Annotated in this window: 23 protein-coding genes and 1 riboswitch; of the genes, 3 read left to right on the forward strand and 20 right to left on the reverse strand. The window is 65.9% G+C overall.

All coding sequences use genetic code 11. The annotated features are described in order from the left end of the window. Window positions 1–5: 5 nt before the first annotated feature. From M0765_RS05600 to M0765_RS05615, 4 genes are all read right to left on the reverse strand, one after another. On the reverse strand, window positions 6–1019 hold the full coding sequence (locus tag M0765_RS05600; RefSeq protein WP_258502478.1) for a Bug family tripartite tricarboxylate transporter substrate binding protein: 1014 nt from the start codon (window positions 1017–1019) through the stop codon (window positions 6–8). Between the two features lie 27 nt (window positions 1020–1046). Then, window positions 1047–1430: a cupin domain-containing protein gene (locus tag M0765_RS05605; protein ID WP_258502480.1), complete on the reverse strand. Its 384-nt coding sequence runs from the start codon at window positions 1428–1430 to the stop codon at window positions 1047–1049. Between the two features lie 6 nt (window positions 1431–1436). Continuing rightward, window positions 1437–2174, reverse strand: a complete 738-nt coding sequence (locus M0765_RS05610) for an IclR family transcriptional regulator (protein WP_258502481.1) — start codon at window positions 2172–2174, stop codon at window positions 1437–1439. A gap of 98 nt (window positions 2175–2272) precedes the next feature. Next, window positions 2273–3193, reverse strand: a complete 921-nt coding sequence (locus M0765_RS05615) for a 2-hydroxyacid dehydrogenase (protein WP_258502482.1) — start codon at window positions 3191–3193, stop codon at window positions 2273–2275. A 159-nt stretch (window positions 3194–3352) separates the two neighbouring features. On the opposite strand from M0765_RS05615, the gene M0765_RS05620 reads away from it, so the two are divergent. After that, window positions 3353–3667, forward strand: a complete 315-nt coding sequence (locus M0765_RS05620) for an EthD family reductase (protein ID WP_258502483.1) — start codon at window positions 3353–3355, stop codon at window positions 3665–3667. Between the two features lies 1 nt (window position 3668). Here M0765_RS05620 and M0765_RS05625 read toward each other — a convergent pair whose 3' ends face one another. From M0765_RS05625 to M0765_RS05650, 6 genes are all read right to left on the reverse strand, one after another. Then, the gene (locus tag M0765_RS05625) at window positions 3669–5672 is read right to left on the reverse strand and encodes an acetyl/propionyl/methylcrotonyl-CoA carboxylase subunit alpha (RefSeq protein WP_258502484.1); all 2004 of its coding nucleotides are present in this window, start codon (window positions 5670–5672) and stop codon (window positions 3669–3671) included. Then, a complete protein-coding gene (locus tag M0765_RS05630) occupies window positions 5665–6336 on the reverse strand; it encodes a DUF4126 domain-containing protein (RefSeq protein WP_258502485.1) in 672 nt (223 codons plus the stop codon). The genes M0765_RS05625 and M0765_RS05630 overlap by 8 nt, the downstream gene beginning before the upstream one ends. 9 nt (window positions 6337–6345) lie before the next feature. Then, window positions 6346–7137 carry an enoyl-CoA hydratase/isomerase family protein gene (locus tag M0765_RS05635; protein ID WP_258502486.1) on the reverse strand — a complete coding sequence of 264 codons (792 nt, stop codon included), beginning with the start codon at window positions 7135–7137 and terminating at the stop codon, window positions 6346–6348. Window positions 7138–7494: 357 nt separating this feature from the next. Further along, the gene (locus M0765_RS05640; protein ID WP_258502488.1) at window positions 7495–9120 is read right to left on the reverse strand and encodes a carboxyl transferase domain-containing protein; all 1626 of its coding nucleotides are present in this window, start codon (window positions 9118–9120) and stop codon (window positions 7495–7497) included. Beyond that, window positions 9117–10787, reverse strand: a complete 1671-nt coding sequence (locus M0765_RS05645) for an AMP-binding protein (protein WP_258502490.1) — start codon at window positions 10785–10787, stop codon at window positions 9117–9119. Before M0765_RS05645 ends, M0765_RS05640 begins: the two co-directional genes overlap by 4 nt. Before the next feature lie 159 nt (window positions 10788–10946). After that, complete coding sequence (locus M0765_RS05650) at window positions 10947–12119, reverse strand: isovaleryl-CoA dehydrogenase (RefSeq protein WP_258502491.1); 1173 nt, start codon at window positions 12117–12119, stop codon at window positions 10947–10949. A gap of 140 nt (window positions 12120–12259) precedes the next feature. Here M0765_RS05650 and M0765_RS05655 point away from each other — a divergent pair, with 140 nt between their 5' ends. After that, window positions 12260–13288 carry an AraC family transcriptional regulator gene (locus tag M0765_RS05655; RefSeq protein ID WP_258502492.1) on the forward strand — a complete coding sequence of 343 codons (1029 nt, stop codon included), beginning with the start codon at window positions 12260–12262 and terminating at the stop codon, window positions 13286–13288. A 330-nt stretch (window positions 13289–13618) separates the two neighbouring features. Here M0765_RS05655 and M0765_RS05660 read toward each other — a convergent pair whose 3' ends face one another. The 4 genes from M0765_RS05660 to M0765_RS05675 all read right to left on the reverse strand — a co-directional run bounded on the left by M0765_RS05660 (window position 13619) and on the right by M0765_RS05675 (window position 17323). After that, window positions 13619–13945 (reverse strand): thioredoxin family protein, encoded by a 327-nt coding sequence (locus tag M0765_RS05660; RefSeq protein ID WP_258502494.1) that lies wholly within the window; start codon window positions 13943–13945, stop codon window positions 13619–13621. Between the two features lie 95 nt (window positions 13946–14040). Then, the gene (locus M0765_RS05665) at window positions 14041–14733 is read right to left on the reverse strand and encodes an HAD family hydrolase (RefSeq protein WP_258502495.1); all 693 of its coding nucleotides are present in this window, start codon (window positions 14731–14733) and stop codon (window positions 14041–14043) included. Window positions 14734–14788: 55 nt separating this feature from the next. After that, entirely contained in the window at window positions 14789–16672 is a 1884-nt protein-coding gene (gene thiC, locus M0765_RS05670; RefSeq protein WP_258502497.1) for a phosphomethylpyrimidine synthase ThiC, read from the reverse strand. A gap of 90 nt (window positions 16673–16762) precedes the next feature. Further along, window positions 16763–16868: riboswitch (TPP riboswitch) on the reverse strand. 26 nt (window positions 16869–16894) lie between these two features. Then, on the reverse strand, window positions 16895–17323 hold the full coding sequence (locus tag M0765_RS05675) for a YchJ family protein (protein ID WP_258502498.1): 429 nt from the start codon (window positions 17321–17323) through the stop codon (window positions 16895–16897). 134 nt (window positions 17324–17457) lie between these two features. Here M0765_RS05675 and M0765_RS05680 point away from each other — a divergent pair, with 134 nt between their 5' ends. Continuing rightward, window positions 17458–18192 (forward strand): helix-turn-helix transcriptional regulator, encoded by a 735-nt coding sequence (locus M0765_RS05680; protein ID WP_258502499.1) that lies wholly within the window; start codon window positions 17458–17460, stop codon window positions 18190–18192. A gap of 16 nt (window positions 18193–18208) precedes the next feature. Here M0765_RS05680 and iaaH read toward each other — a convergent pair whose 3' ends face one another. The 6 genes from iaaH to aceK form a co-directional block, all read right to left on the reverse strand. Further along, window positions 18209–19717, reverse strand: coding sequence for an indoleacetamide hydrolase (gene iaaH / locus M0765_RS05685; RefSeq protein ID WP_258502500.1), 1509 nt, complete (start codon window positions 19715–19717; stop codon window positions 18209–18211). Window positions 19718–19805: 88 nt separating this feature from the next. Further along, on the reverse strand, window positions 19806–20645 hold the full coding sequence (locus tag M0765_RS05690) for a metallophosphoesterase (protein ID WP_258502501.1): 840 nt from the start codon (window positions 20643–20645) through the stop codon (window positions 19806–19808). Next, window positions 20642–21772 (reverse strand): acyl-CoA dehydrogenase family protein, encoded by a 1131-nt coding sequence (locus M0765_RS05695; protein WP_258502502.1) that lies wholly within the window; start codon window positions 21770–21772, stop codon window positions 20642–20644. The genes M0765_RS05690 and M0765_RS05695 overlap by 4 nt, the downstream gene beginning before the upstream one ends. 32 nt (window positions 21773–21804) lie before the next feature. Beyond that, window positions 21805–23055, reverse strand: coding sequence for a glutamate carboxypeptidase (locus M0765_RS05700; RefSeq protein ID WP_258502503.1), 1251 nt, complete (start codon window positions 23053–23055; stop codon window positions 21805–21807). A gap of 83 nt (window positions 23056–23138) precedes the next feature. Next, a complete protein-coding gene (locus tag M0765_RS05705; RefSeq protein WP_258502504.1) occupies window positions 23139–24323 on the reverse strand; it encodes an acetyl-CoA C-acyltransferase in 1185 nt (394 codons plus the stop codon). Between the two features lie 51 nt (window positions 24324–24374). Then, window positions 24375–26195, reverse strand: a complete 1821-nt coding sequence (aceK, locus tag M0765_RS05710; RefSeq protein ID WP_258502506.1) for a bifunctional isocitrate dehydrogenase kinase/phosphatase — start codon at window positions 26193–26195, stop codon at window positions 24375–24377.

Raw genomic sequence — 26195 nt, forward strand, 5'->3', positions numbered from 1 at the left:
CACGCTCATTCCGGTTGAATACCCGCGGCCTGAATCAGCTTCTTCCACTTGGCCAGTTCCGCCACAGTGAATGCACCCAACTCTTCAGGCGTGCTGCCGAACGCATCGAAGCCCAGCTTCGCGACGCGTTCCCGAAACACCGCGCCGTTCGCCATTTCCGACAGCGCCTTGTTGAGCTTCAGCACAACGTCGCGCGGCGTACCTGCAGGCGCGAACACGCCGTTCCACGAGGTGATGTCGAAGCCCTTGAGCTCGGGCGTATCGGCCAGCGGCGGCAGTTCGGGAAAGAGCTTGGTGCGCTCCTGCGTGGTGACCGCAATCGCGCGCATCTTCCCGGCCTTCACCGTGGCGAGCCCCGCGGCCAGGTCGACCACCATCATCGACACCTGCCCGCCGATCAGGTCGGCAATGGCCGGCGGCGTGCTCTTGTAGGGAACGTGCAGCATCGGCACGCCGCTCATGCGCGACAGCGTGGCGCCGCTCACGATGCCGGTGCTGTTGCCGCTTGCATAAGTGAGCTTGCCCGGATGGGCCCGCCCCCAGGCCAGCAGCTCGGCCACGCTCTTCACCGGCAGGTCGTTGTTCACCACCAGCATGAACGGCAGGTTGCCCATGCGGCTCACGGGTGCGAAGTCCTTCACCGGGTCGTAGGGCAGCGACTTCATCAGGCTCGGGTTGGCCGAATGCGTGGTGTTGGTCGTCATGAAGAGCGTGTAGCCGTCGGGCGCCGCCTTGGCCACGAACTCGGCGGCGATCACGCCGTTGGCCCCTGCGCGGTTGTCGACGATGACCGAGGTCTTCAGCGCCTCGCCCAGCATCTGCGCGGTGATGCGCGCCACCGCATCGGTGCCGCTGCCGGCCGCAAAGGGCACGATGAGCTTGATGGGCTGCTTCGGATAGCCCTCTTGCGCAAAAGCCCACGGCGCCGCGCCGGCCAAGCCCGCGGCGGCACCGATGGAAATGAAACGGCGGCGGCTTGCCACCGCGACTGTTTCTGTCGCGTTCTTCGTCGTCTGCATGTTGTCTGTCTCCGGGGTTGTTGTCGGTCAGGGCCGGGTCACGCGCTCCGGCAATTCCTCGTACGGCGGGCTGTAGATGACCAGCACGCGCACCGGCTCGTCGCTCACCACCGTGAAGGTGTGCATCGCATCGGCCGGAAAAAAGCAGCTGTCGCCGGGGTGCAGCTCTTGCCGCTGGCCGCCCACTTCGGCCACGGCCCGCCCTTCGAGCATGTAGCAGACCTGCTCGATGCCGGGGTGGGCATGGGGCAGCGCGCCCTTGCCCTTCTGGATGTGGCCGACCAGCACCTCGAGCTGCTTCGCGCCCACGGTCTCAGGGCCGATGAGCCGCTTGTTGAGCGTGCCGGTGTGGTTGGCCGGGTGGTAGCCGGCGATGTCGGCTTCGCGGACGAAGTAGCGTGGGAGGGTCATGGTCTTTCAGCCTTTGTGTTCGATGGCCAGGCAGGCGGAGCGCAGCATGGCGGCCACCTCGTCGATGCGGGGCTCCAGCCGGTAGCGCGGGCCCGCCACCGAAATGGCGTAGGCCTCGCCTCCGATACGCAGCGGCCATGCGAGGCCGACCAGATCGGGAATGCTTTCGCCCAGGTTGCCGTACCAGCCGCGTGCGGGCGAGCGTTCGAGCTCTTGTTCGATGGCTTCGGCGGTGGTCAGCGTGGCATCGGTCAGCGGCACCAGCCGGGTGGCTTCGAGCAGCTTGCGGCGCGCCTCGGGCGCGAGCGTGGAAAGCAGCGCGCGGCCCATCGAGTTGGCATAGGCCGGGCGGGTTTCGCCCGACTCGGCGGAATAGCGAATGCTCTGAGGCGCACTGAGCACCTCCAGGTAGACGACAGTGCTCGGGTCGCGGAACTTGCCGAACAGCACGGTTTCGCGCGCGCCGTCGCGCAGCTCTTCGAGCGCGGGCCGCACGCGGTCGAGCACCGGGTCGTGCGCCGCGATGATCTGCGCCATGGCGAGCAGCCGGCCGGTGGGGTAGTAGCCCTGGCGCCGCCCGGTTTCGTACATGTAGCCCTGCTCTTCGAGCGTACGGATGAGGCCCAGGCAGCTGGACACGGGCATTTCGAGCAGGCGCGCCATTTCGGACAGCGCCAGCGGCTGCTTCTCCCGGGCGAAGAGCTCGACGATCTCGATCACGCGAAAAGCAGTTTTCACAACCATGAAGGAATTTTCGCGTATGTGAAAAACAAACGCGTCGGGGTTTGCCCCTGCCTGCCCCTCCTTTCAGCGCAATCGGCGATAACGCATGCCGTTCGTTGTCAGTAGCCCCGAACCGGATCGACCACGCCGCTGACCGGCAGGCCCTGTTCCATCGCGCGGATCTTTCCGGCGATCTGGGCGATGGATTCTTCACGCAGCGTGCGCGCCGAGCCGTGCGGCGTCACCGTGATCTTCGGATGGCGCCAGAAGGCATGGTCGGCCGGCAGCGGCTCGACCTGGAACACGTCGAGCGTGGCGCCCGCCAACTGGCCCGCGTCGAGCATCGGGATCAGGTCGTCTTCGACCAGGTGCGCACCGCGCGCGATGCTGATGAGATAGCCGCCGGGCCGCAGCTTGCCGAGCGTGTTGCGGTTGAGAATGCCGCGCGTGGCATCGGTCAGCGGCAGCAGGTTGACCAGCACGCGCGTGGACGACAGGAACTCGTCGAACTGCGCCTCGCCGCTGAACACCTTCACGCCGTCGATCGCCTTGGGCGAACGGCTCCAGCCCAGCACCGGAAACTCGAACTGCGCCACGGCCTTGGCAACCCTTTCACCCAGCACGCCCAGGCCCATGATGCCGACCGGAAAGTCGCGCCGCAGCCGCGGCTTGCGGTAGCTCCAGCGCCCTTCGCGCGCATCGGCTTCATACACGTCGAATTCGCGAAAGTGCCGGATCAGCGTGTGGCACACGTACTCGGCCATCTGCACCGACATGCCGGCATCGTCGAGCCGCACGATGCGCGTCTGCGCCGGCACCTTCAGCTTGAGCAGCGCATCCACGCCCGCGCCGATGTTGAAGAGGCCGCGCAGTTGGGGCTGCTCGTCGAGCAGTTGCTGCGGCGGCGCCCACACCACGGCATGGTCGGCCTGGGCGGCACCCGGCTGCCAGGTCTCGATCTGCGCTTCAGGCAACTCGGCCTTGAGGCCTTCGATCCACGGTTCGGGGCGGTTGTCGGTGAGAGAGACGATGATTTTCATGGCTCAATCTTAGAGGGGCCATCAGACCGGTTGCTGGAGGGGCCGGCCACGCCGCGGCCTGCCCGGGCCCATGACCAATGGCCGCTTGTAGCGCCCCGGGCCTTCTTCTATGCTGGTGCGCGACCACCGAAGACATCGAAACACCAGGAGACCGAAGCAATGATCAAAGTCAGCGTGATGTACCCCTACACCGAGGGCGCCCGGTTCGACCACGCCTACTACCGCGACACGCACATGCCGCTTCTGAAGGCCCGCATGGGAGACGCCTGCAAGTCGTACACCATCGACAAGGGCCTCGCCGGCGGCGCGCCCGGCACGCCGCCGACCTATGTCGGCATGTGCCATGTGTTCTGCGAATCGACCGACGTTTTTCAGGCGGCCTTCGGTCCGCACGCCAAGGAAATCCTCGGCGACATCAGGAACTACACCGACATCGCGCCCGTGATGCAGATCAGCGAAGTGGTGGTGGGCTGACTCAGGCTGCTGCCGCGGCCATCCGCAGCAATTCTTCGCCCTCGGCCACCTGCTCGCCGGGCGCGAACATCAGCTCTTCCACGGTGCCGTCGGCCGGCGCGGCGATGGTGTGCTCCATCTTCATGGCTTCCATCACCGCGAGCGGCTGGCCGCGGCTGACCTTGTCGCCGGCCTTGACCGCGAACGACACGACCTTGCCGGGCATCGGCGCAGTGAGCCGGCCGCCTTCGGCATGGGTGTCGCCGGCATGGGCGAGACGGTCGATAGCCGTGATCTTCGTCGCGCCCTTCGATGCGAAGACGTGGGCCGTCGCGCCGTCCAGATGCACGTCGAGCGTCTGCCGCGTGCCCGCGAACTCGACCTCGAATTCACCCGACGGAAACTGGCCCACGAGCAGCGGGCCTTGCACGCCACCGGCTTCGAGCCACAAGCTGCCGTCGCGCTTGTAGGTCAGCAAGGCCGTCTGCTCGGCGCCGCGAAACTCGAAGTCGAAGTGGCGCCGGTACTCGCCCATCGCGCGCCAGCCGTCGCGCCGTTCGAACGGGTCGGGTGCGCCAGCCGGCCGTTCGGTAATCAGCGTGCGCGTGATGGCGGCAGCAGCGGCCAGCGGCAGGCCCAGCGCCTCGCGGTCGAACAGCACGGCGCGCTCGCGCTCGATCAGCGCGGTGTCGAGGTTGGCCTTCGAGAACGATTCGGTCGCGAGAATGCCGCGCAGGAACTGCACGTTGGTCGACACACCCACGATCTGCACCTGCGCCAATGCGGCATCGAGCCGGGCCAACGCCTCGGCACGCGTGGAGCCGTGCACGATCAGCTTGGCGATCATCGAGTCGTAGAACGGCGAGATCTCGCCGCCCTCGCGCACGCCGTCGTCGATGCGCACGCGGCTGCGTTGGAACGCCGTCGCCTGCGGCTTGCGGTACACGCGCAAGGTGCCGGTGGCCGGCAGGAAGTTGTTGTCAGGGTTCTCGGCGCAGATGCGCGCCTCGATGGCGTGGCCGTGGATCTGCAAGTCTGCCTGTTTCGCGGGCAGCGCCTCGCCCGAGGCCACGCGCAGTTGCCATTCGACGAGGTCGAGGCCGGTGATGGCTTCGGTCACCGGGTGCTCCACCTGCAACCGCGTGTTCATCTCCATGAAGAAGAAGTTCATCTCGCCGCCTTCGCGCTGCTCGACGATGAACTCGACGGTGCCCGCGCCCACGTAGTTCACGGCACGCGCCGCGGCCACCGCTGCATCGCCCATTTCCTTGCGCATCGCCTCGGTCATGCCGGGCGCGGGCGCTTCTTCGAGCACCTTCTGGTGCCGGCGCTGCACCGAGCAGTCACGCTCGAACAGGTAGACATAGTTGCCGTGCGTGTCGCCGAACACCTGGATCTCGATGTGGCGCGGGCGTTGCACGTACTTTTCGATGAGCACCGCATCGTCGCCGAAGCTGTTGATCGCCTCGCGCTGGCACGAAGCGAGCGCCGCCGCGAAGTCTTCCGCCTTGTCGACCGCGCGCATGCCCTTGCCGCCGCCGCCCGCACTGGCCTTGATGAGCACCGGGTAACCGATGCGGTCGGCCTCGCGCTGCAGCAGCGCCGGGTCCTGGTCGTGGCCGTGGTAGCCGGGCACCAGCGGCACGCCGGCCTTTTCCATCAGTTGCTTCGATTCGGCCTTCAGGCCCATGGCCTTGATCGCCGAGGGCGGCGGGCCGATGAAGACGAGCCCTGCGTCCGCGCAAGCCTGTGCGAACTCCTCGTTCTCGCTCAAAAAGCCGTAGCCCGGATGCACCGCTTCGGCGCCCGTGGCCTTGGCCGCTTCGAGGATCTTCTGCCAGCGCAGGTAGCTGTCTTTCGGTGCGCTGCCGCCCAGATGCACCGACTCATCGCAGGCGCGCACGTGGTTGGCATGCGCGTCGGCGTCGGAGTACACGGCCACGGTGCGGATCGCCATGCGGCGAGCGGTCGCTGCAACACGGCAGGCAATCTCGCCTCGGTTGGCGATCAGGATCTTCTTAAACATTCGGAGTGTCTCCCGGAGGATTCTTTTTCAGTTGAAATGCAGGCACGACGCCCGGATCGGGTCGGCCGCTGAAGATGCGCGCAACGCGGCTGAACAATGCCCTCAGAAAGCGCCAGCTCTTGCGGATGAGCCACACGCTGAGCACAAGCACCAGCACAAAAAGCACCAGGAAGACCAGCGGATGCGCCACCGCCAGCCACAAGCCGGCGGGCACCATGCTGTCTTCGACCAGCGAAGCGCCTACGTTAGAGAACGGCTCGGGTGACGTGTTGATGGCCGCGCGCGTCGTGGCCTTGGCGGCATGCGCGGTGGCCGCAAAGCCGCCGCCGAGCAGCGCCGCAACCACGGCCATCGCGCCATGGTCGGCGCCGAACACGCTGGCCGCGAGCGCCGCGCCGGCCGGAATGCGGATGGCGGTGTGCACCACGTCCCAGAGCGAATCGAGGCCGGGAATCTTGTCGGCGAAGAACTCGATGAACACCATGAAACCGCTCGCCGCAATGACGACCGGATGCGAGAGCATCTGCAGCCCGCCGGGCAGAGGCACCCAGCCGAAGTAGCCGGCCAACCCCGTGAGCAGCACGACCAGGTACAGCCGCACGCCGCTGGCCCAGCCGACTGCCGCAGCCAGGGCAAGCAGTTGGGGCATGTCGAGCGCGTTCATGGCGTGCACTCAGCGCCCGAGCCAGGACGGCTTGCGTTTCTGCAGAAAGGCCTGCACGCCTTCGCGGCCTTCCTCGCTCGCGCGGATGTCGGCGATGCTCTCGACCGTCTTGCCAATCAGCGCATCGTCGATCTCGCGTCCGTCCACGTCGGCAATCAGCTGCTTGCAGGAACGCACCGCGGCGGGGCTGGCACTGGTGAGCGCCTTCACCAGCTCATCGACCTTGGCATCGAGCGCATCGGCGCCAGCAACTACTTCATGCACGAAGCCGATGCGATGCGCCTCTGCAGCGGTGAAGCGCTCCGCTGTAAGAAAGTAGCGCTGCGATGCGCGTGTGCCCATGGCGCGCAGCACATAGGGGCTGATGGTTGCCGGCACAAGACCGATCTTCACTTCGCTCAGGCAGTACCAGGCTGTATCGACACTCACCGCCATGTCGCAGGCGGCCACCAGCCCCATGCCACCGGCGTACACATCGCCCTGCACGCGCGCGATGGTCGGCTTGGGGCATTCGGCAATGGTGCGCAGCATGGTGGCCAGCTTGCCCGCATCGGCGATGTTCTCGTCGCGGGTGTAGTCGGCCATGCGGCGCATCCAGTTGAGGTTGGCACCGGCGCAGAACGCAGGTCCGTCGGCGCCGAGCACGATGGCTTTGACTTGCGACTGGGCGCCGGCTTCGGTGAAGGCCTGGGTCAGCTCGGCGATGACGATGTCGTCGAAGGCATTGCGTGCGTCGGGCTGGTCTAGCCAGATGCGCGCTACTGTGTCCTGGACTTCCAGTTTCAGTTTGGTGAAGGTCATGTCAGTGATCCGAGGCGCGGTGCGCGTTTGTTCGATGCATTTGTTCGGGGCGTGTGCAAAGGCCACCGGGTACTCCCCTCCGCGAATGTCCCCGGGGCTGCGCCCCTCCTCCTTTATTTCGCTGCGCGGAGCACCCGATGCCCTGTGCACAGGGGCATGCTCGTGGTGTACCGCTGATCGACCACCGCTCTGCGTAACGCACCCGCTGGCGGGGTGCCTTGCGCAGCGAAATAAAGGAGGAGGCCGCAGGCCGGGGGACATTCGCGGAGAAAGGTACCCCGTCGGCGGGTGCGCGCCCTGAACGCCCCGAAACGCGACACCCATATCCACCCGAAGCCAAAGAAAGCCGTGCCATGACTACATCCGGAAGATGCCGAACTTCGGCTCTGGAATGGGCGCGTTGCGTGCAGCAGCAAGACCCAAAGCCAGCACCCGCCGCGTATCCGCCGGATCGATGATGCCGTCGTCCCACAGCCGCGCCGTCGCGTAATACGGGTGCCCCTGGTCTTCGTACTGCTGGCGAATCGGCGCCTTGAAGGCCTCTTCCTCGTCCTTGCTCCAGCTGCCGCCCTTGAGTTCGATGCCATCGCGCTTCACCGTGGCCAGCACGCTCGCGGCCTGCTCGCCGCCCATCACGCTGATGCGTGCGTTGGGCCACATCCAGAGAAAGCGCGGACTGTAGGCACGGCCGCACATGCCGTAGTTGCCGGCGCCAAAGCTGCCGCCGATGATGATGGTGAACTTGGGCACGTTGGCGGTGGCAACGGCCGTCACCATCTTGGCGCCGTGGCGCGCAATGCCTTCGTTCTCGTACTTGCGGCCCACCATGAAGCCGGTGATGTTCTGCAAAAACACCAGCGGAATCTTGCGGTGGCAGCACAGCTCGATGAAGTGCGCGCCCTTTTGGGCGGACTCGCTGAACAGGATGCCGTTGTTGGCGACGATGCCAACGGGCATGCCCTCGATCTCCGCAAACCCGCACACCAGCGTGGCGCCGAAGCGGGCCTTGAACTCGTGGAACTCGCTGCCGTCGACGATGCGCGCGATGATCTCGCGCACGTCGAAGGGTTTGCGGGTGTCGGTGGGGATCACGCCGTAGAGCTCTTCGCGCGGGAACGCGGGTTCGCGTACGGCGGCCTTCTCGGCACCTTCCGTGGCCGTCTTCGCATTGAGGTTGGCCACCGCCGAGCGCGCAAGCGCCAGCGCGTGCAGGTCGTTCTGCGCCAGGTGGTCGACCACACCCGACAGCCGCGTGTGCACATCGCCGCCGCCCAGGTCTTCGGCTGTGACGACCTCGCCCGTGGCCGCCTTCACGAGCGGCGGGCCGCCCAGGAAAATGGTGCCCTGGTTCTTCACGATGATCGACTCGTCGCTCATCGCCGGCACGTAGGCCCCACCGGCCGTGCACGAGCCCATGACCACCGCGATCTGCGGAATGCCCTGGGCGCTCATGTTGGCCTGGTTGTAGAAGATGCGGCCGAAGTGGTCGCGGTCCGGAAACACCTCGTCCTGGTTCGGCAGGTTGGCGCCGCCCGAGTCGACCAGGTAGATGCAGGGCAGGCGGTTCTGCTCGGCGATCTCCTGCGCACGCAAGTGCTTCTTCACCGTCATCGGGTAGTAGGTGCCGCCCTTCACCGTGGCGTCGTTGCAGACGATCATGCAGTCGACACCGTTCACGCGACCGATGCCCGCGATGAGGCCGGCGCCGGGTGCCGATTCGGCTCCCTTGGCGTCGAGGTACATCGCGTGCGCGGCGAGCGGTGCGATTTCAAGGAACGGCGTGCCCGGGTCGAGCAGCTCGGCCACGCGGTCGCGCGGCAGCAGCTTGCCGCGCGCGGTGTGCTTGGCACGCGCGGCCTCGCCGCCGCCTTGCTCCACCTTGGCGAACTGCGCGTGCAGGTCGTCGACCAGTGCGCGCATCGCCGCGGCGTTGGCTTGGAAGTCAGCCGACCTGGCATTCAGTTTGGTTTCAAGTTTGCTCATGCTGTCTTTTCTTGCGTAAGACCGAGCTGCTCGGTCATGGCTTCGCGGATCTTGAATTTCTGGATCTTGCCGGTCACCGTCATCGGAAACTCGGAGACGAACTGGATGTACTTCGGCACCTTGTAGTGCGCGATCTGGCCCTTGCAGAAATCGCGTATCTCGGTATCGGTCGCGCTTTGGCCGGGCTTGACGATGATCCAGGCGCAGAGCTCCTCGCCGTACTTCCTGTCGGGCAGGCCGACCACCTGCACGTCCTGCACCTTGGGGTGGCGGTACAGAAACTCTTCGATCTCGCGCGGGTAGATGTTCTCGCCGCCGCGGATCACCAGGTCCTTGATGCGGCCGACGATGTTGACGTAGCCCTCGGCATCCATGGTGGCCAGGTCACCGGTGTGCATCCAGTGCTCGGCGTCGATGGCCTCGCGGGTCTTGGGCTCGTCTTCCCAGTAGCCGTGCATCACCGAGTAGCCGCGCGTGCACAGCTCGCCCGACTGGCCGGCCGGCACGATGGCGCCGGTCTCGGGGTCGACGATCTTCACCTCGATGTGCGGCTGCACGGTGCCCACGGTCGACACGCGCTTGTCCAGCGGCGTGTCGGTGCTGCTCTGGCAGCTCACCGGGCTGGTCTCGGTCATGCCGTAGGCAATGGTGATTTCGCTCAGGTGCATTTCGTTCACCACGCGCTTCATCACCTCGATGGGGCACGGCGAGCCGGCCATGATGCCGGTGCGCAGCGTCGAAAGGTCGAACTCCTTGAAGCGCGGATGGTCGAGCTCGGCAATGAACATCGTGGGCACGCCGTGCAGCCCGGTGCACTTCTCGGCCTGCACGGTTTCGAGCACCGTGAGCGGATCGAACCCGTCGTTCGGGTACACGATGGCCGAGCCGTGCGTGAGGCAGGCCAGGTTGCCGAGCACCATGCCAAAGCAGTGATACAGCGGCACCGGAATGCACAGCTTGTCGGCGGGCGATAGCTTCATGCACTCGCCGATGAAGAAGCCGTTGTTCAGGATGTTGCGGTGCGTAAGCGTTGCGCCCTTCGGAAAGCCCGTGGTGCCGCTGGTGAACTGGATGTTGATGGGGTCGGTGGCCTTGAGCGTCTTCTGCACCTCTGCCACGCGCGGGTCGGCTGCATTGCCGGTTGCAAGCAGCTGGCTGAAGCGCTGCATGCCGGGCTCTTCCACATCGGCGGCCGCGTTGCCGTCGATCCAGAAGGTGTGCTGCAGCTGCGGCAGGCGCTTGGGGCCCAGCTCGCGCAGCATGCCGAGGTAGTCGCTGGTCTTGAACCGCGCCATCGTCACCAGCACCTTGCAGCCGACCTTGTTGAGCGCGTATTCGAGCTCGGAGGTGCGGTAGGCCGGGTTGATGTTGACGAGGATCAGGCCGGCCTTCGCGGTGGCGATCTGCATCAGCACCCAGGGCGCGTTGTTGTGCGACCAGATGCCGACGCGGTCGCCTGCGGCGAGACCCAGGTTCAGCAACGCGCTCGCGAGTCGGTTCGATTCGGTCTGCAGCTCGCGGTAGGTGAAGCGGTTGCCTTCGTGGCGGCTGATGAGGGCTTCGCGGTCGGGCTGCCTGGCAACCATGTCGTCGAAGAAGTCGCCGATGGTTTGTTCGATGAGGGGGACGTCGGTGGCGCCTTGGGCCAGGCTCTGCGTCAGTGGCATCGTCTTGTCTCCTTGTCTTGCTCCCTCTCCCTTTGGGAGAGGGTTGGGGTGAGGGCGCTCGGCCTCGGAAGAAGCACAGCGCGCGACATGATCGCTGCTGCCCTCACCCCTGCCCTCTCCCAGAGGGAGAGGGAGCAAGAGCGGGCAGCGGCGCACATGCTAGGCCGTTTCCGCAAACAGCTCACGCCCGATCAGCATCCGGCGAATCTCACTCGTCCCCGCACCAATCTCATACAGCTTCGCATCGCGCCACAGCCGCTCGACCGGAAACTCCTTGGTGTACCCCACGCCGCCCAGCGCCTGGATCGCCTCTCCGGCCATCCACGTCGCCTTCTCGGCCGAATAAAGAATGGCGCCGGCCGCATCCTTGCGGAAAGTGCGCGCATGGTTGTTGCGGTCGCAGGCCTTGCCCACTGCGTACACATAGGCGCGCGTGGCCTGCCAGGTCGAGTACATGTCCGCCAGCTTGCCCTGCATGAGCTGGAACTCGCCGATGCTCTGGCCGAACTGCTTTCGCTCGTGAATGAAGGGCAGCACCGCGTCCATGCACGCGGCCATGATGCCCAGCGGGCCGCCCGAGAGCACGGCGCGTTCGTAGTCGAGGCCGCTCATCAGCACCTTGGCGCCCATGCCTTCGCCGCCGAGCACGTTCTCTTCCGGCACTTCGCAGTTGTCGAAAAACAGCGGGTAGGTGTTCGAGCCGCGCATGCCGAGCTTGTCGAGCTTGCTGCCGGCCGAAAAGCCCTTGAAGCTTTTCTCGACGATGAAGGCCGTCATGCCGCGTGCGCCCATTTCGGGTTCGGTCTTGGCGTAGATGACCAGCGTGTCGGCGTCGCCGCCGTTGGTGATCCACATCTTGCCGCCGTTCAGCACGTAGTAGCCGTTCTTCTTCTCGGCCTTGAGCTTCATGCTCACCACGTCGGAGCCGGCGTTGGGCTCGCTCATGGCCAGCGCGCCCACATGCTCGCCGCTCACGAGCTTGGGCAGGTACTTTTTCTTCTGCGCGTCGCTGCCGTTGCGGTGGATCTGGTTCACGCACAGGTTGGAATGCGCGCCGTAAGAGAGGCCCACCGAAGCGGAGGCGCGCGAGACTTCTTCCATGGCCACGATGTGCGCCAGGTAGCCCAGCTCGGTGCCGCCGAACTCTTCTTTCACCGTCATGCCGTGCAGGCCGAGCTCGCCGAGCTTTTGCCACAGGTCGTGCGGGAACAGGTTGTCGCGGTCGATGTCGGCGGCGCGGGGCGCGATTTCGTTCGCGGCAAAGTCCTGGATGGCGCTGCGCAGCGAGTCGATGTCCTCGCCCAGGTCGAAGTTCAGGCCGGGATCGTGCATGTGTCTTGTCTCCTCTGAGGGGGTCGGCGCGCAGAGCTACCCACGCGGATTGGCGCTTGGAAGAACACAGCTTACGCCTCGCCGCGCCGCAATTGGCGCCACAATGGTTGCAAATTGCGCCACGTACGCCTCGCTGAATCATGACCTCGCCCGCCTTCCTGAAGCCCGCCCGAGCGGTCACCCCCATGGCCTTTGTGAGAGCCATTGTGAAGGGCTATGAACGCTACGGCGTCGACCCGGCCGAGGCCTTGAAAGCGGCACAGATCACGCCGCGCGAACTGGCGCGGCCGGGCGCACGCGTCACGGCGGCGCAGTTCGAGGCACTCTCGGAACACGCCATGCAGGAGCTGGACGACGAGGCGCTGGGCTGGTTCTCGCGGCGCCTGCCCTGGGGCAGCTACGGCATGCTGTGCCGCGCATCGCTGAGTTCGCCCGACCTGGGCGTGGCCATCAAGCGCTGGTGCCGCCACCACCGGCTGCTGACCGAAGACATCGGCCTCGCGCTCGAGGTGGCGGGCGGCGTGGCCACACTGCGCATCACCGAGAACCGCTCCCTCGACGAGGCCTTCCGCGAGTTCTGCCTGGTGACCAGCCTGCGCTTCATGCACGGCTACATGTGCTGGGCCATCGACTCGCGCATTTCGCTGCGCAACGCGACCTTTCCGTTCGCAGCCCCGCCGCACCGCGATGCCTACGCGCCAATGTTCACGCCCGAGGTGCGCTTCGACGCGCCGCAGGCCACGATCAGCTTCGACGAGCGCTACCTCGCCCTGCCCCTGCAGCGCGACGAACGGGCGTTGCGCGCCATGCTCAAGCGCGCGCTGCCACTGACCATCCTGCAGTACCGCCGCGACCGCCTGCTGGGGCAGCGGGTGCGAGAGTTGCTGCGTTCGCGTGCCGGCGAGGCCACCACGGCGGAGGCGCTGGCCACGCTGCTCAATGTGTCGGGCCGCACGCTGCACCGGCAGCTGCACGAAGAAGGGACATCGCTGCAGGTGCTGAAGAACGAAGTCCGCCATGAGATGGCGGTGGAGCAGCTGCGCCGAACCAATCGGCCGATCAAGCAGGTGGCGCTGGCGGTGGGGTTTCGCAACGAGAAGAGTTTTTCGCGCGCGTTCCTGCAGTGGACCGGGCATGCGCCGCGTGACTTTCGGGCGTTAGGGTTGTAGCGGTTTTGTTGGTGTTGGGGGTGTTGTTCGAGAGGCGGTTGTTCAGGGCGCGTGCAAAGGCCACCGGGTACTCCCCTCCGCGAATGTCCCCGGGGCTGCGCCCCTCCTCCTTTATTTCGCTGCGGGGAGCACCCGATGCCCTGTGCACACCGGGCGCGGCGCTTGTTCCGTTCGATCAACGACCGCTCTGGACCACGCACACGTCGATGGGGTGCCTTGCGCAGCGAAATAAAGGAGGAGGGGCGCAGCCCCGGGGGACATTCGCGGAGAAAGGTACCCCGTCGGCGGGTGCGCCGCCCTGAAAGAAGCAGCGCTAAAGAACCCGGGCAATCACCCCGGCTGAGCAATCAAAGCCAGCGCATCCGAAATCGACTTGCTGTCTTCCGGCCGCACCAGCTTCGCGACCTCCTTTCCGTCTCGCATGAACACCAGCGTGGGCCACAGCCGCACGTTGAACGAGCGCCCCAGCGGACGGCCGCTGCCGTCCTCTACCTTGATGCGCGGGATGTCCGGATACTTGGAAAAAGCCTCTGCGATATTGGGTTGCGCGGCCTTGCAGATGCCGCACCAGTTGGTACCGAACTCGACCACCGCGGGGCCCTTCAGGGCGTCGATTTCAGCGCGGGCCGGTTGCTCGGTCTTGTATTCGGAAGTCATGGCGATCTGGCTCCTTTCTTGGGTTGCTTGGCCCATTGCACCAAAATTTTGCGGGCTTGTTCGCGGCAGGGGCTTGGTTTTTTCGACCTGTTTTTTCAGGCGGGCTGCATGCCATGCGAGGCAAGCAGCGCGGGCAGTTCCCGCATGTCGCTGAACACCTGCAGCGCGCCGACACTGCGCAGCGCCTCGGGTCCGCTGTGGCCTGATTCGCCGGTGCTGTAGCCGAACACCGTGGCGCCCGCCGCCACGCCGGCCATGGCGCCTGTGACGGTGTCTTCGACCACCGCGCAGCGCTTCGGATCGACCCCCAGAGCCTCGGCGGCGGCAAGGTACACGTCGGGGTGCGGCTTGGAGCGCGGCATTTCGTGGCCGCTGAAGATGCGGCCCTGGAAACAATCGATGAGGCCCACCTTCGCCAGTTGAAGCTCGACCTTGTGGCGGTCGGCACCCGAGGCGCACGCGATGCGGCCCTTGAGCCTTGCATGAATCTCGCGAATGGCTGCGGGAGCGTGGGGAATGGCTGCCAGGTCGCGTTCGAGGGCTTCGTTGCGGCGGGCCCTGAAAGCCCTCAGCCACTCCTCGGTAATCCGGAGGCCGGTCTTGGATTCGATGAGGTCCGTTTCGTCCTTCACGGCCTTGCCGGTGAAGGTGTTCATCGACTCTTCGGTGGTGAGGTGCCAACCGAGCTCGCCGAGCATTTCGGCAAGCACGCGGTTGGTGATGGGTTCGGAGTCGACGAGAACGCCGTCGCAGTCGAAGAGGACTGCGGCGAAGGGAAATGGGGTCATTGCACTGGAAGGGTTTCGGGGATAGCCCCCATGGTAGCAACGACCCCGGGCGCGCTCAGGCCACGGGCCGTATCGGGATGTAGATCTCCCCGCCGCCCGCCATGAACTCCTTCGACTTTTCCTCCATGCCCTCGGCCATGGCTTCGGCCTCCGCCACGCCCTTCTTGGCGGCGTATTCGCGCACTTCCTGCGTGATCTTCATCGAGCAGAACTTGGGCCCGCACATCGAACAGAAATGCGCCACCTTGCTCGAATCCTTGGGCAGCGTCTCGTCGTGGAATTCACGTGCCGTGTCGGGGTCGAGCCCCAGGTTGAACTGGTCTTGCCAACGGAACTCGAAGCGCGCCTTGCTGAGCGCATCGTCGCGCGACCGCGCGCCCGGGTGCCCCTTGGCCACGTCAGCCGCATGCGCGGCGATCTTGTACGCAATGATCCCCTGCTTCACGTCGTCGCGGTCGGGCAGGCCCAGGTGCTCCTTCGGCGTCACGTAGCAGAGCATCGCGGTGCCGGCCCAGCCGATCATCGCGGCGCCGATGGCGCTCGCAATGTGGTCGTAGCCAGGCGCAATGTCGATGGTCAGTGGCCCGAGCGTGTAGAACGGCGCCTCGTGGCAGTGCTTGAGCTGCTCGTCCATGTTCGACTGGATCATGTGCATCGGCACATGGCCCGGCCCTTCGATCATGGTCTGCACATCGTGCTTCCAGGCGACTTGCGTGAGCTCGCCCAGCGTGCGCAGCTCGGCAAACTGGGCCTCGTCGTTGGCATCGGCGCCCGAGCCCGGGCGCAGGCCGTCGCCGAGCGAGAAGCTCACGTCGTACGCCTTCATGATGTCGCAGATGTCTTCGAAGTGCTCGTAGAGAAAGCTCTCCTTGTGGTGCGCAATGCACCACTTGGCCATGATCGAACCGCCGCGCGAGACGATGCCCGTCATGCGGTCGGCGGTCAGGTGGATGAACGGCAGCCGCAGGCCCGCATGAATGGTGAAGTAGTCCACTCCCTGCTCGGCCTGCTCGATCAGCGTGTCGCGGTAGATCTCCCACGTGAGGTCTTCGGCCACGCCGCCCACTTTTTCGAGCGCCTGGTAGATCGGCACCGTGCCGATGGGCACCGGCGAGTTGCGCACGATCCAGTCGCGCGTGGTGTGTATGTTCTTGCCGGTCGAAAGATCCATCACGTTGTCGGCGCCCCAGCGAATGGCCCACACCAGCTTTTCGACTTCTTCCTCGATGCTCGAAGTGACGGCCGAGTTGCCGATGTTGGCGTTGATCTTCACCTTGAAGTTGCGGCCGATGGCCATCGGCTCGACCTCAGGGTGGTTGATGTTGGCCGGAATGATTGCTCGGCCGCGCGCCACTTCGTCGCGCACGAACTCGGGCGTGATGATGCGCGGAATGCTCGCGCCCATGGGATTGCCGGCCACGCGCTTGGCACGCTCCTCGTTGGCGAGGTATTCGGCCATCCACTCACGCTTGCCGTTCTCGCGCAGGGCCACGTACTCCATCTCGGGGGTGACGATGCCGCGGCGGGCATAGTGCATCTGCGTCACGTTGGCGCCCGACTTGGCGCGGCGCGGCGTGCGCTGCAGGGCCGAGGCGCCGGCGCGCAGTTCGGCCAGGCGCTGGGCGTCGCGGTCTTCGTTCTTGGCGCCGTCGTCCAGCGCATGGTGGGTGCGGCCTTCGTAGCTTTCGGTGTCGTTGCGCTCGATCACCCACGCACCGCGCACGTCGGGCAGGCCCCGGCGCACGTCGATCTCTACCTTGGCGTCGGTGTAGGGCCCCGAGGTGTCGTAGAGCGACACGGTCTCGCCGTTGGTGAGCAGAACGTCGCGCACCGGCACGTTCAGGTCGGGCCGGCTGCCCGGAATCAGGCACTTGTGCGAAGCGGGAAAGGGCTCGCGCGTGAGCGAGAGCAGGGAGGTGAACTTGTCGGGGGCATTCATGCGGGGCACTCCTTGTTGAGGGAAAGGGTGCTCCGCAATCGCTCGGTGGACTTTGGGCGCCACGGTGGGTGGACGTGTGGCGGGACCGGAGTCAGGGAGTGCAGCTCTTCTTACGCCGGTATGACCCGGATCAAGTTCGCGGGTCGGCAGCTTTGCCATCTCAGCACGCCACATGCGTGCACCCCGGAGCGAGGCCGATTGTGCGAGCCTCGGCCCGCCGCGTCAACCAGGGGTCTGCAAGTCGCCTTCGAGGTAGAACCAGCGATCGCCCTCGCGCACGAAGCGGCTGCGCTCGTGCAGCCGCGTGGCGGTGCCGGTGCTGCTGCGCTGCCGGGCGACGAATTCGACCTCGGCATGGTCGGCGTCGAGCACCGATCGCGAGCGGATGTCCAGGCCCAGCCATTTCACGCCGGGCTCGAACTCGATCGACGCCGGCCGCGTGGACGCGTGCCAGGTGGCAAGCAGGTAGGGCCCACGCTCCAGCACAAAGGCGGTATAGCGCGAACGCATCAGCGATTCGGCGTCCGGCGCGGGCGTGCCCTCGAAGTCTTCGAGGTAGCGGCCGCAGCACAGGGCATAGCCGATGGGCTTGTCTCGACGGTCCGTGCGGCCGCAGGGGCAGGGTCCGGTGGTGGGAACAGTGGCGCTCATGAAGGCCTCTATTGGAACACCTCGCGGCCCTGCCCCCGATGGGGCAACCCCGGGGCGCCTCCGGAGATCCACCCTTGGCGCAGTGCTTGCTAGAAGTTAGCCTTGTTTCTGCACACGAAAAGAACGAGGCGGCGATGTACCTGACAGGCTCCGAACAGCAGGCGCTGCGCGGCGTTTTCACGCTGCTGGCGGAAGACCGAGGCGAAGGCGACATTCGCGAGCGACTCGGCCGGGCGCTGCTCGTCCTGCTGCATGCGGACCAGTTCGCCTCCTTCGTCTGGAATGCCGAAAGCGGCCGATTCGATGGCCGGGTGGCCCTGAACATGGACCCCGCCAACCTCGACCGCTACGGCGAATGGCACCAGCACCACGACCCGATCACCTTCGTGCTGCAGTCGCATCGCCGCGCCACGCGCGTGACCGACGTGATGCCGCAGCGCGAACTGATGCGCACGGCGTTCTTTACCGACTTTCTTTCGCGCGACGGACTGCACTGGGGCATGAACCTGCATGCGTTCGAGGGCAACCGGGCGCTGGGCGACCTGCGCATCTGGCGGTGCAAAGGCCGCGGCGATTTCGGCGATCATGAAAAGACACTGCTCGACCTGATCGAGCCGGCTTTCATCGGTGCGCTGCAGCGTGCTCAGCGTAAAGCGGCTGCCGTGCAAATGCCCGCCGAAGCGCCGTGGAGTGCCCTGAGTGCGCGAGAGCAGGAGGTCGCTCAGGCTGTCTGCGAAGGACTGACCGACAAGGAAATCGCGCGCCGCATGGCGGTGAGCGTGCCGACGGTGCGCACCTACCTGCGGCGCATCTTCGACAAGCTCGGCATCGAACGCCGCTCGGCGCTGGCCGGCTGGGCCCAGCGCTGATACGGGCTAAAGCGCCCTACTTCGCCTTTGGAGCCGGCAGGCGGCCCAGCACGTTTTCCACCGCAAGGCCCACGGCGAGCAACTTTCGATCACTGCCGGCGGGCCCGTCGAGTTCCAACCCAATGGGCAAGCCGCTGGTTGCGCCAAGGCCCGACGGCAGCTGCACGCCCGGAATGCCGGCGTTGCTGCCGGGGTCGGTGTTCTGTATCAGCACGCCGAAGTTCTCGGGGCTGCTGGCCTCGGGTGCAGCCAGCGGCGCCACGCGCGGCACGGTGGGAAACACCAGCGCATCGAGGCGGTGCTGCGCGAAGGTGTCGCGGTAGAGCTTCTGCAACGCGGGCCGCGCGGCGTGCATTGCGTTGTCGTAGGCCGGCTTGGCGTCGACCGTGCCATTCGGCGCCGGCAGCTTGCGCGGAATCACGAACGCCTCGAAGGTGGCCTTGACGTCCGGGCTCGCAATGCCGGCCGTCAGCTGCGCGATGTCGATGCCGGTGCGGTATTTCGCGAGGTAGGCGACCATGTCGTCGTTCGCCTCGTAGAGCGCGACCGGAAAGCCGATGGCGCCATTGAGTTCCATGAGCTTCGGCATCTCCACGTCGACCAGCGTGGCGCCTGCCGCGCGCAGCTTGGCCAGTGCTGCGTCGGTTGCGGCGCGCGTATCGGCGTCGAGGTTGGCGTAGAAAGCCGGCACCACGCCGAGCCGCACGCGCTTCAGGTCGGCGGGCTTCAGCGGGGCGCCTCCCGCGATCACGCTGTCGAGCAATCCGACGTCGGCCATGGACTGCGCCATTGGCCCGGCGGTGTCGCGGGTGTGCGAGATCGGCGCGATGCCCCGCTGTGAATAACGGCCCATGCTGGGACGCAGCGAAGCGCAGCCGTTGAATGCGCACGGAATTCGCACCGAGCCGCCCGTGTCGGTGCCCAGTGCCGCCGGCGCCATGCGTGCGCCGAGCGCCGCGCCGTTGCCCGACGACGATCCGCCGGCCACGCGGCTGACGTCGTAGGCGTTGCGCACGCCCACCTCGGGGCCGGTCTGGAATGCGGGGTTGTAGCCGGTCACGCCGAAGGCCAGTTCGTGCATGTTCGTCTTGCCGAGAATGACGGCGCCGGCCGCGCGCAGCTTGGCGACCACCGGCGCATCGGCCTTGGGAACAAAGCCCTTGAGCGCCGGCGACCCGGCCGTGGCGGGCAGGCCCTGCACCTGGATGTTGTCCTTGATGACCACGGGCAGTCCGGCCAGCGGCTTGCAGGCACCGCCGCGCTTGCGCGTGGCATCGGCGGCACGCGCGGCCTTCAGTGCGCCGGCCTCGTCGAGCGTGATGAAGGCGTTGAGGTTTGCCTTTTGCCTGGCCTGCGCAACGTAGGCCGTCACGAGCTGCTCGCTGGTGACGGTGCCGGCGCAGAGCTGCTGCACGGCATCGCTCGCGGTCAGCGTGCCGATGTCAGCGGCGGCGGGCTGCGCCTGGGCGGATGCACCGAGGCACAGCAGGGCCGCGGCAAAGAAGAAGGGATTGGAATTGGACATGGCAAGAACCTTCGACGAAGAGACTGACATGCTGCGCCAAGGGCGCCGTCCTGTCTGTCATCAAAACCGATGACACCGCATCCAGGCCCTACTGGAACATCACCCACTCGGGCCGCATGTTGAAGCGCACCGGGAGAATGCTCACCCCCAGCCCGCTGGTCACGTACATGCGCTTGTCCTTGTGCGCGATCCAGCCATAGGCCCATTCGCGCGGCGCGCGCCCTGGCACGACCAGTGCGCCGTAGCCCGGCACGCTGATCTGCCCGCCGTGCGTGTGCGCGGCCACCACCAGCCCCTGGGTACGCGGCATGGTCGCGAAGCTGAAGGGGTCGTGCATCATGACGAGCGTGGCGGCGCCCTTCGGCACACCGGCCAGTGCCTTGTCCGGCTCCGAATGGCCGGTCGAGTCATCGCCGATGCCGACCACCCAGATGTCATGGCCCGGCAGGCGCACCGAGGCGTTTTCGAGCACGCGGATGCCCTGTGCAGACAAGGCCCGCGCCGTGCGCTCGCCGTCGTGCCACCAGTCGTGGTTGCCGAGCACTGCATACACGCCCTGCGGCGCTTTCAGGCGGCCCAGCACGGCAGCCATTTCCTCGATCGACAGGTCTTCGTCGCCACCCGAACCCGCAAGAAAGTCGCCGGGCAGCAGGATCACGTCGGGCTGCGCGGCGTTGATCTGGTCGACAATGCGCGCAGCGCGCTCCACGCTGGTAATGCGCCATGCCGAGCGCGTGGTGAGATGCCAATCGCCCGCCATGGCCACCTTGAGTCCGGCGGGCGCCTGCCAATGCGCCGAACTCAACGGCTCGACGCGTGCCGCGACCCAGCGCGGCTCGATGGCTACCGTCCAGACGGCCAGCGCCAGCAGCAGGACCGCCGCCGCGGTCCGGAGCACCGGCAGCCGGCGGCGCGTACCGGCGCTCACGCCAGCGCGCGTTGAATCAGCAGCTTCTGGATGTCGGACGTGCCTTCGTAGATCTGGCACACCCGCACGTCGCGGTAGATGCGCTCGAGCGGAAAGTCGTTCACGTAGCCGTAGCCGCCCAGCGTCTGGATGGCGGCGCTGCACACGCGCTCGGCCATTTCGCTCGCGAACAGCTTGGCCATGGCCGCTTCCTTCAGGCACGGGCGGCCGGCGTCGCGCAGGCTCGCGGCGTGCCAGATGAGCTGGCGGGCGGCTTCGAGTTGCGTGGCGCATTCGGCCAGGCGAAAGCCCACGGCCTGCTGTTCGAAGATCGAACCGCCGAAGGCCTGGCGCTCCTTGGCGTAGGCCAGCGCCACCTCGAACGCGCTGCGCGCCATGCCCACGCTCTGCGCCGCAATGCCGATGCGACCACCTTCGAGCGCGCCCAGCGCGATCTTGTAACCCTCGCCCTCCGCACCGATGAGGTTTTCCGCCGGAATGCGGCAGCCGTCGAAATTGATCTGCGCGGTGTCGCTGCTGTGCTGGCCGAGCTTGTCTTCGAGGCGCGCGACGCTGTAGCCGGGCGCATTGGTGGGCACGATGAACGCGCTCATGCCGCGCTTGCCCGCGCCTTTGTCGGTCACTGCGATGACGATGGCGACTTGGCCGTTCTTGCCGCTGGTGATGAACTGCTTCACGCCGTCGATCACGTAGCCGTCTGTGTCTTTCCGCGCCGTGGTGCGCAGGCTCGACGCATCGCTGCCGGCCTGCGGTTCGGTCAGGCAGAAGGCGCCGAGCATCTGTCCTTGCGCCAGCGGTTCGAGCCACTGCTTCTTCTGCTGCGCGTTGCCGTAGCGCATGAGGATGGCATTGACCGGGCAGTTGGTCACGCTGATGGCCGTGCTGGTGCCGCCGTCGCCGGCCGCGATTTCTTCGAGTACCAGCGCGAGCGTCAGGTAGTCGAGCCCCGCGCCGCCATGCTCTTCCGGCACGCAGATGCCGTAGGCGCCCAGTGCCGCAAGGCCCTGGTGCGCTTCCTTCGGAAAGCTGTGTTCGCGGTCCCACTTCGGAGCGTTGGGCCAGAGTTCGGCCTGCGAAAAATCGCGCACCGCGTCGCGGATGGCTTCCTGGTCGGCACTGAGCAGCATGGTGTGTCTCCTGTCTTTTTATTCTTGCGTACTTACTTGCCGGCGCCCAAGTCCATGATGAGCCGCGCCGCCATGTACAGGCGCCGTGGAATCGCGCTGATGTCGACGTATTCAGCCTTGTCGCTGTGATAGCCGAAGCCCGGCAGGCCCAGGCTTTCGATCACCGGCTTGCCCGAGAGCGCTGCGTAGGCTGCATCGGTGCCGCCGCCGGTGCGTTCTTCGACGCCCAGCGTGCCGCCGGCTTCCTTGTAGAAAGCCACGGCCTTTTCGACCAACTTCTTGCCGCCTTCGCCCGCGTTGAAGGCCGGGCGGCCGCGCGTGATCAACACCTTGACGTCCGATTCCGGCAGCTTCTTTTGCTGCGCCTTTTCTTCGAGTGTCTTCATGGCGGCCTCGAAGTCTTCGTTCTGCGCGTAGCGCACGTCGGCATTGAGCGTGGCGCTGGCGGGAATGATGTTCGACACGCTGCCGGCCTTGGCAATGGTCCAGTTGAAGCGCAGGTGCTTGGCCTTGTCGTCGATGCTCATGGTGCGCAGCACCAGGTCGGACGCCTCCACGAGCGCGTTCACGCCCAGGTCGGGCGCGGCACCGGCGTGCGAGGCCTTGCCGGTGATGTTGACCTGTACGTAGGCAATGCCCGAGGTGCCGAGCGATAGCTTTTCGTCGCCGGCGGCCGTGGGTTCGAAGGACAGCACGTAGTCGGCCTGCTTGGCTTCTTCCTGGATCAGGTCGCGCGAGCCGAAGGAGCCTTTTTCCTCGTCGGTGTTGAAGAGCACGGTGATGGTGCCGTAGTCGCGCACGCCGTAGTCCTTGAGCAGCTTCAGCGTGTGCAGGATGACGGCGTTGCCGCCCTTGTCGTCGGCAATGCCGGGGCCGTAGGCCTTGTTGCCCTCGATGCGGAAAGGCGCCTTCGCGAGCGTGCCCTTGAGGTACACGGTGTCCATGTGCGACATCAGCAGCAGGTTCTTGCCGCCCCTGCCCTTGATCTTGCCGACGATGTTGTCGCCCACCGCGAGCCCGGCCGACTTGCTGCGCGTGACGGTGAAGCCGAGGTTCTTGAGTTCGGCCTCGAGATAGTTGCCGGCAGCCGCAATGCCTTCGGCATCGCCCGTGCCGGTTTCGATGTTGACGAGCTGCTCCAGCGTCTTGAGCACCGCGGGCTGCGCATCGGTCGCGGCCTGGAAGAGCACGTTGTCGCGTTTCTGCGCCCAGCCGGCGGCGGGCGCAAGAAAGGCGCCGGCGAGCAAGGCCGTCATGACGGTACGTTGGATGGATGGGCGCATGAAGAACCTCCTGGCGTCTGCGATATTTTTGAAGAAAAACCACGAAGCGCCCCGGCAAGGGGCGCTTGTGGCGGTCGTTTTTATCAGAGCAATTCGAGTGCCACGGCGGTGCCCTCGCCGCCGCCGATGCACAGCGTGGCCACGCCGCGCTTCTTGCCGCGCGCCTTCAGCGCATGAATGAGCGTGACCATGATGCGCGCGCCGCTGGCGCCGATGGGGTGGCCCAGCGCACAGGCGCCGCCGTTCACGTTGACGATTTCGTGCGACACGTCGAGCTCATGCATCAGAGCCATCGGCACCACGGCGAAAGCTTCGTTCACTTCCCACAGATCGACGTCCTTGACCGTCCAGCCGGTCTTCTTGAACAGCTTGGCCACGGCGCCGACCGGTGCGGTGGAAAACCACTCGGGCTGCTGCGCATGCGTGGCATGGCCGACGATGCGCGCGATGGGCTTGGCGCCGATCTTCTTCGCGTGCGACTCGGTCATCATCACCAGCGCCGCGGCACCGTCGTTGATCGACGAGCTCGATGCGGCGGTGATGGTGCCGTTCTCTTTCTTGAACGCGGGCTTGAGCGTGGCAATCTTGTCGAGCTTGACCTTGCCCGGACCCTCGTCGATGGAAATGACGGTGTCGCCGCCGCGGCCCTTCACGGTGACGGGCGTGATCTCGTCCTTGAACGCGCCGGACTCGGTGGCCGCCTTGGCGCGCTGCACGCTGGCAATGGCAAAGGCGTCTTGCTGCTCGCGCGTGAACTTGTACTTGGCGGCGCAGTCTTCGCCGAAGGTGCCCATCGAGCGGCCCGGCTGGTAGGCGTCTTCGAGGCCGTCGAGCATCATGTGGTCATAGATCTTGTCGTGGCCCATGCGGTAGCCGCCGCGGCCCTTGAGCATGAGGTAGGGCGCGTTGGTCATGCTTTCCATGCCGCCTGCCACCATCACCTCGTGCGTGCCGGCCAGCAGCAAATCATGCGCGAGCATGGCGGCCTTCATGGCCGAGCCGCACATCTTGCTGAGCGTGACCGCGCCCGCGCTGTCGGGCAGGCCGCCCTTGTAGGCAGCCTGGCGCGCCGGCGCCTGGCCCTGGCCCGCCATGAGGCAGTTGCCGAACAGCACTTCGCCCACGCTGTCGGGTGCAATGCCGGCGCGCTCCACGGCGGCCTTGATGGCGGCGCCGCCGAGGTCGTGCGCGGAGAGGGAAGAAAAGTCGCCTTGGAAGCTACCCATGGGGGTGCGGGCGGCGCCGACGATAACGATGGATTCGGACATGGTGATCTCCTTCGGAAAGTTGAAAGGTGTCGCGGTGGACCGGGGTCTCAATCAAAAATGCGTCGCATGTCCGTCGTGCGGAAAGCGCTGCGCTTCTTCGTACGGGAACACATCGAGCATCTGCCCGGCCTGGATGCGTTCCTTGTGGTGCTGCCAGAAGGCGGCGTCGAGCAGGTCGGCGTGGTGCGCCATGAAGGCTTCGCGCACCGCGTCGTTGCCCAGCAGGAAGGGGCCGAAGGTTTCAGGAAACACGTCCTTCGGGCCCACTGAGTACCAGACCTCGCCGCTCATCTCGTCTTCCTCGTTGCGCGCCGCGGGCACCTTGCGGAACTGGCAATCGGTGATGTATTCGATTTCGTCGTAGTCGTAGAACACGACCTTGCCTCCGCGCGTGACGCCGAAGTTCTTCCACAGCATGTCGCCAGGAAAGATGTTGGCGGCCACCATGTCCTTGATGGCGTTGCCGTATTCGACGACCGCGTGTTCCAGCTGCTCTTGCGCGCGCTTGGCATGCGCCGGGCTCTCCGGGTTGGCCAGCGTGTCGAAGGCTTCCTGCAGAAAGATGTTGAGCGGGATCATGCGGCGCTCGATGTAGACGTGCTTGAGCACCAGCTCCATCTCCCCGTTGCCGTCGCGGTCGGCAATCTCGAGCTGGCTGGGCGCGAACTTCTGGATTTCCTCGATCAGCTCGGGCTCGAAGCGGTCGAGCGGAAAACCCACGTCGCTGTACTCCAGCGTGTCGGCCATGCGGCCGACGCGGTCGTGCTGCTTCACCAGCAGGTACTTGCCCTTGATCTGCTCGCGCGTGGTGTCTTTCTGCGGCGGATAGAAGTCCTTGATGACCTTGAACACGAAAGGAAACGAAGGCAGGTCGAACACCAGCATGACCATGCCCTTGATGCCCGGTGCAATGCGGAAGCGGTCGCTCGAATAATTGAGGTGCGAAAGAAAGTCGCGGTAGAACAGCGTCTTGCCCTGCTTTGCGAGGCCCAGCGCGTTGTAGATTTCGGCGCGCGGCTTGCGCGGCATGAGCGAGCGCAGGAACTGCACGCACGCCGAGGGCACTTCCATGTCGACCATGAAGTAGGCGCGCGCAAAGCTGAAGAGCATCTGCAGGTCGTCTTCGCCGAAGAGCGCCGCATCCACGTAGAACTTGCCATGCCTGTCGTGCAGTATGGGCAGCGAGAACGGCAGCTCGACAAAGCCGTTCATGATCTTGCCGACGACGTAGGCGCCCTTGTTGCGGTAGAACAGGCCCGAGAGCACCTGGATCTGGAAGTTGGCGCGCAGCTTCACCTGGTGAAAGCGCCCCATGATCGCGTGCGCCACGCGCTCGGCATCGCGCCGCTTGTTGGCAAAGCTGCCCTGCAGGCCGTAGTCGTCCAGCATCTGCTCGATGGTGTCGGCCAGCGTGTCGTGCGATGGGTAGTAGGGCCTGTACGTGGGCGCGCCGCGCGGCTCGATGTATTCGGTGCTGATGGCCGGCCGAACGAAGATGAAGTCGTTCTGAAAGTAGGCGCGGTGCAGGATCTTCGTCGTGACCGAGTTGAAGAAGCTCTCGGCCAGCTCGGGCTGGTGGTGGTCCACCAGAAGGCCGATGAAGTGCAGCTTGACCTGGTGCCACACCTCCATCGGCTGGTCGCCGGCCTTGAACTCCTTCTCGAGCCGGGCCACGGCTTCGTTCACCCGCAGGTCATAGAACTCGATGCGCTCGCGCTGCGCGCGCTGCTGGCCGTGCCAGTCGGCCGTTTCAAAGCGGTGCTTGGCACGGGCCGATTCGGCGCGGAAGAGGCTGTAATGGCGGTTGAACCCATCGATCATCGCCTTGGCGATGTCGTAAGCCAGCGGCGAATCGAGGCGCTGCGGGAACAT

This window comes from Variovorax sp. S12S4 (assembly GCF_023195515.1).
Lineage (GTDB): Bacteria > Pseudomonadota > Gammaproteobacteria > Burkholderiales > Burkholderiaceae_C > Variovorax.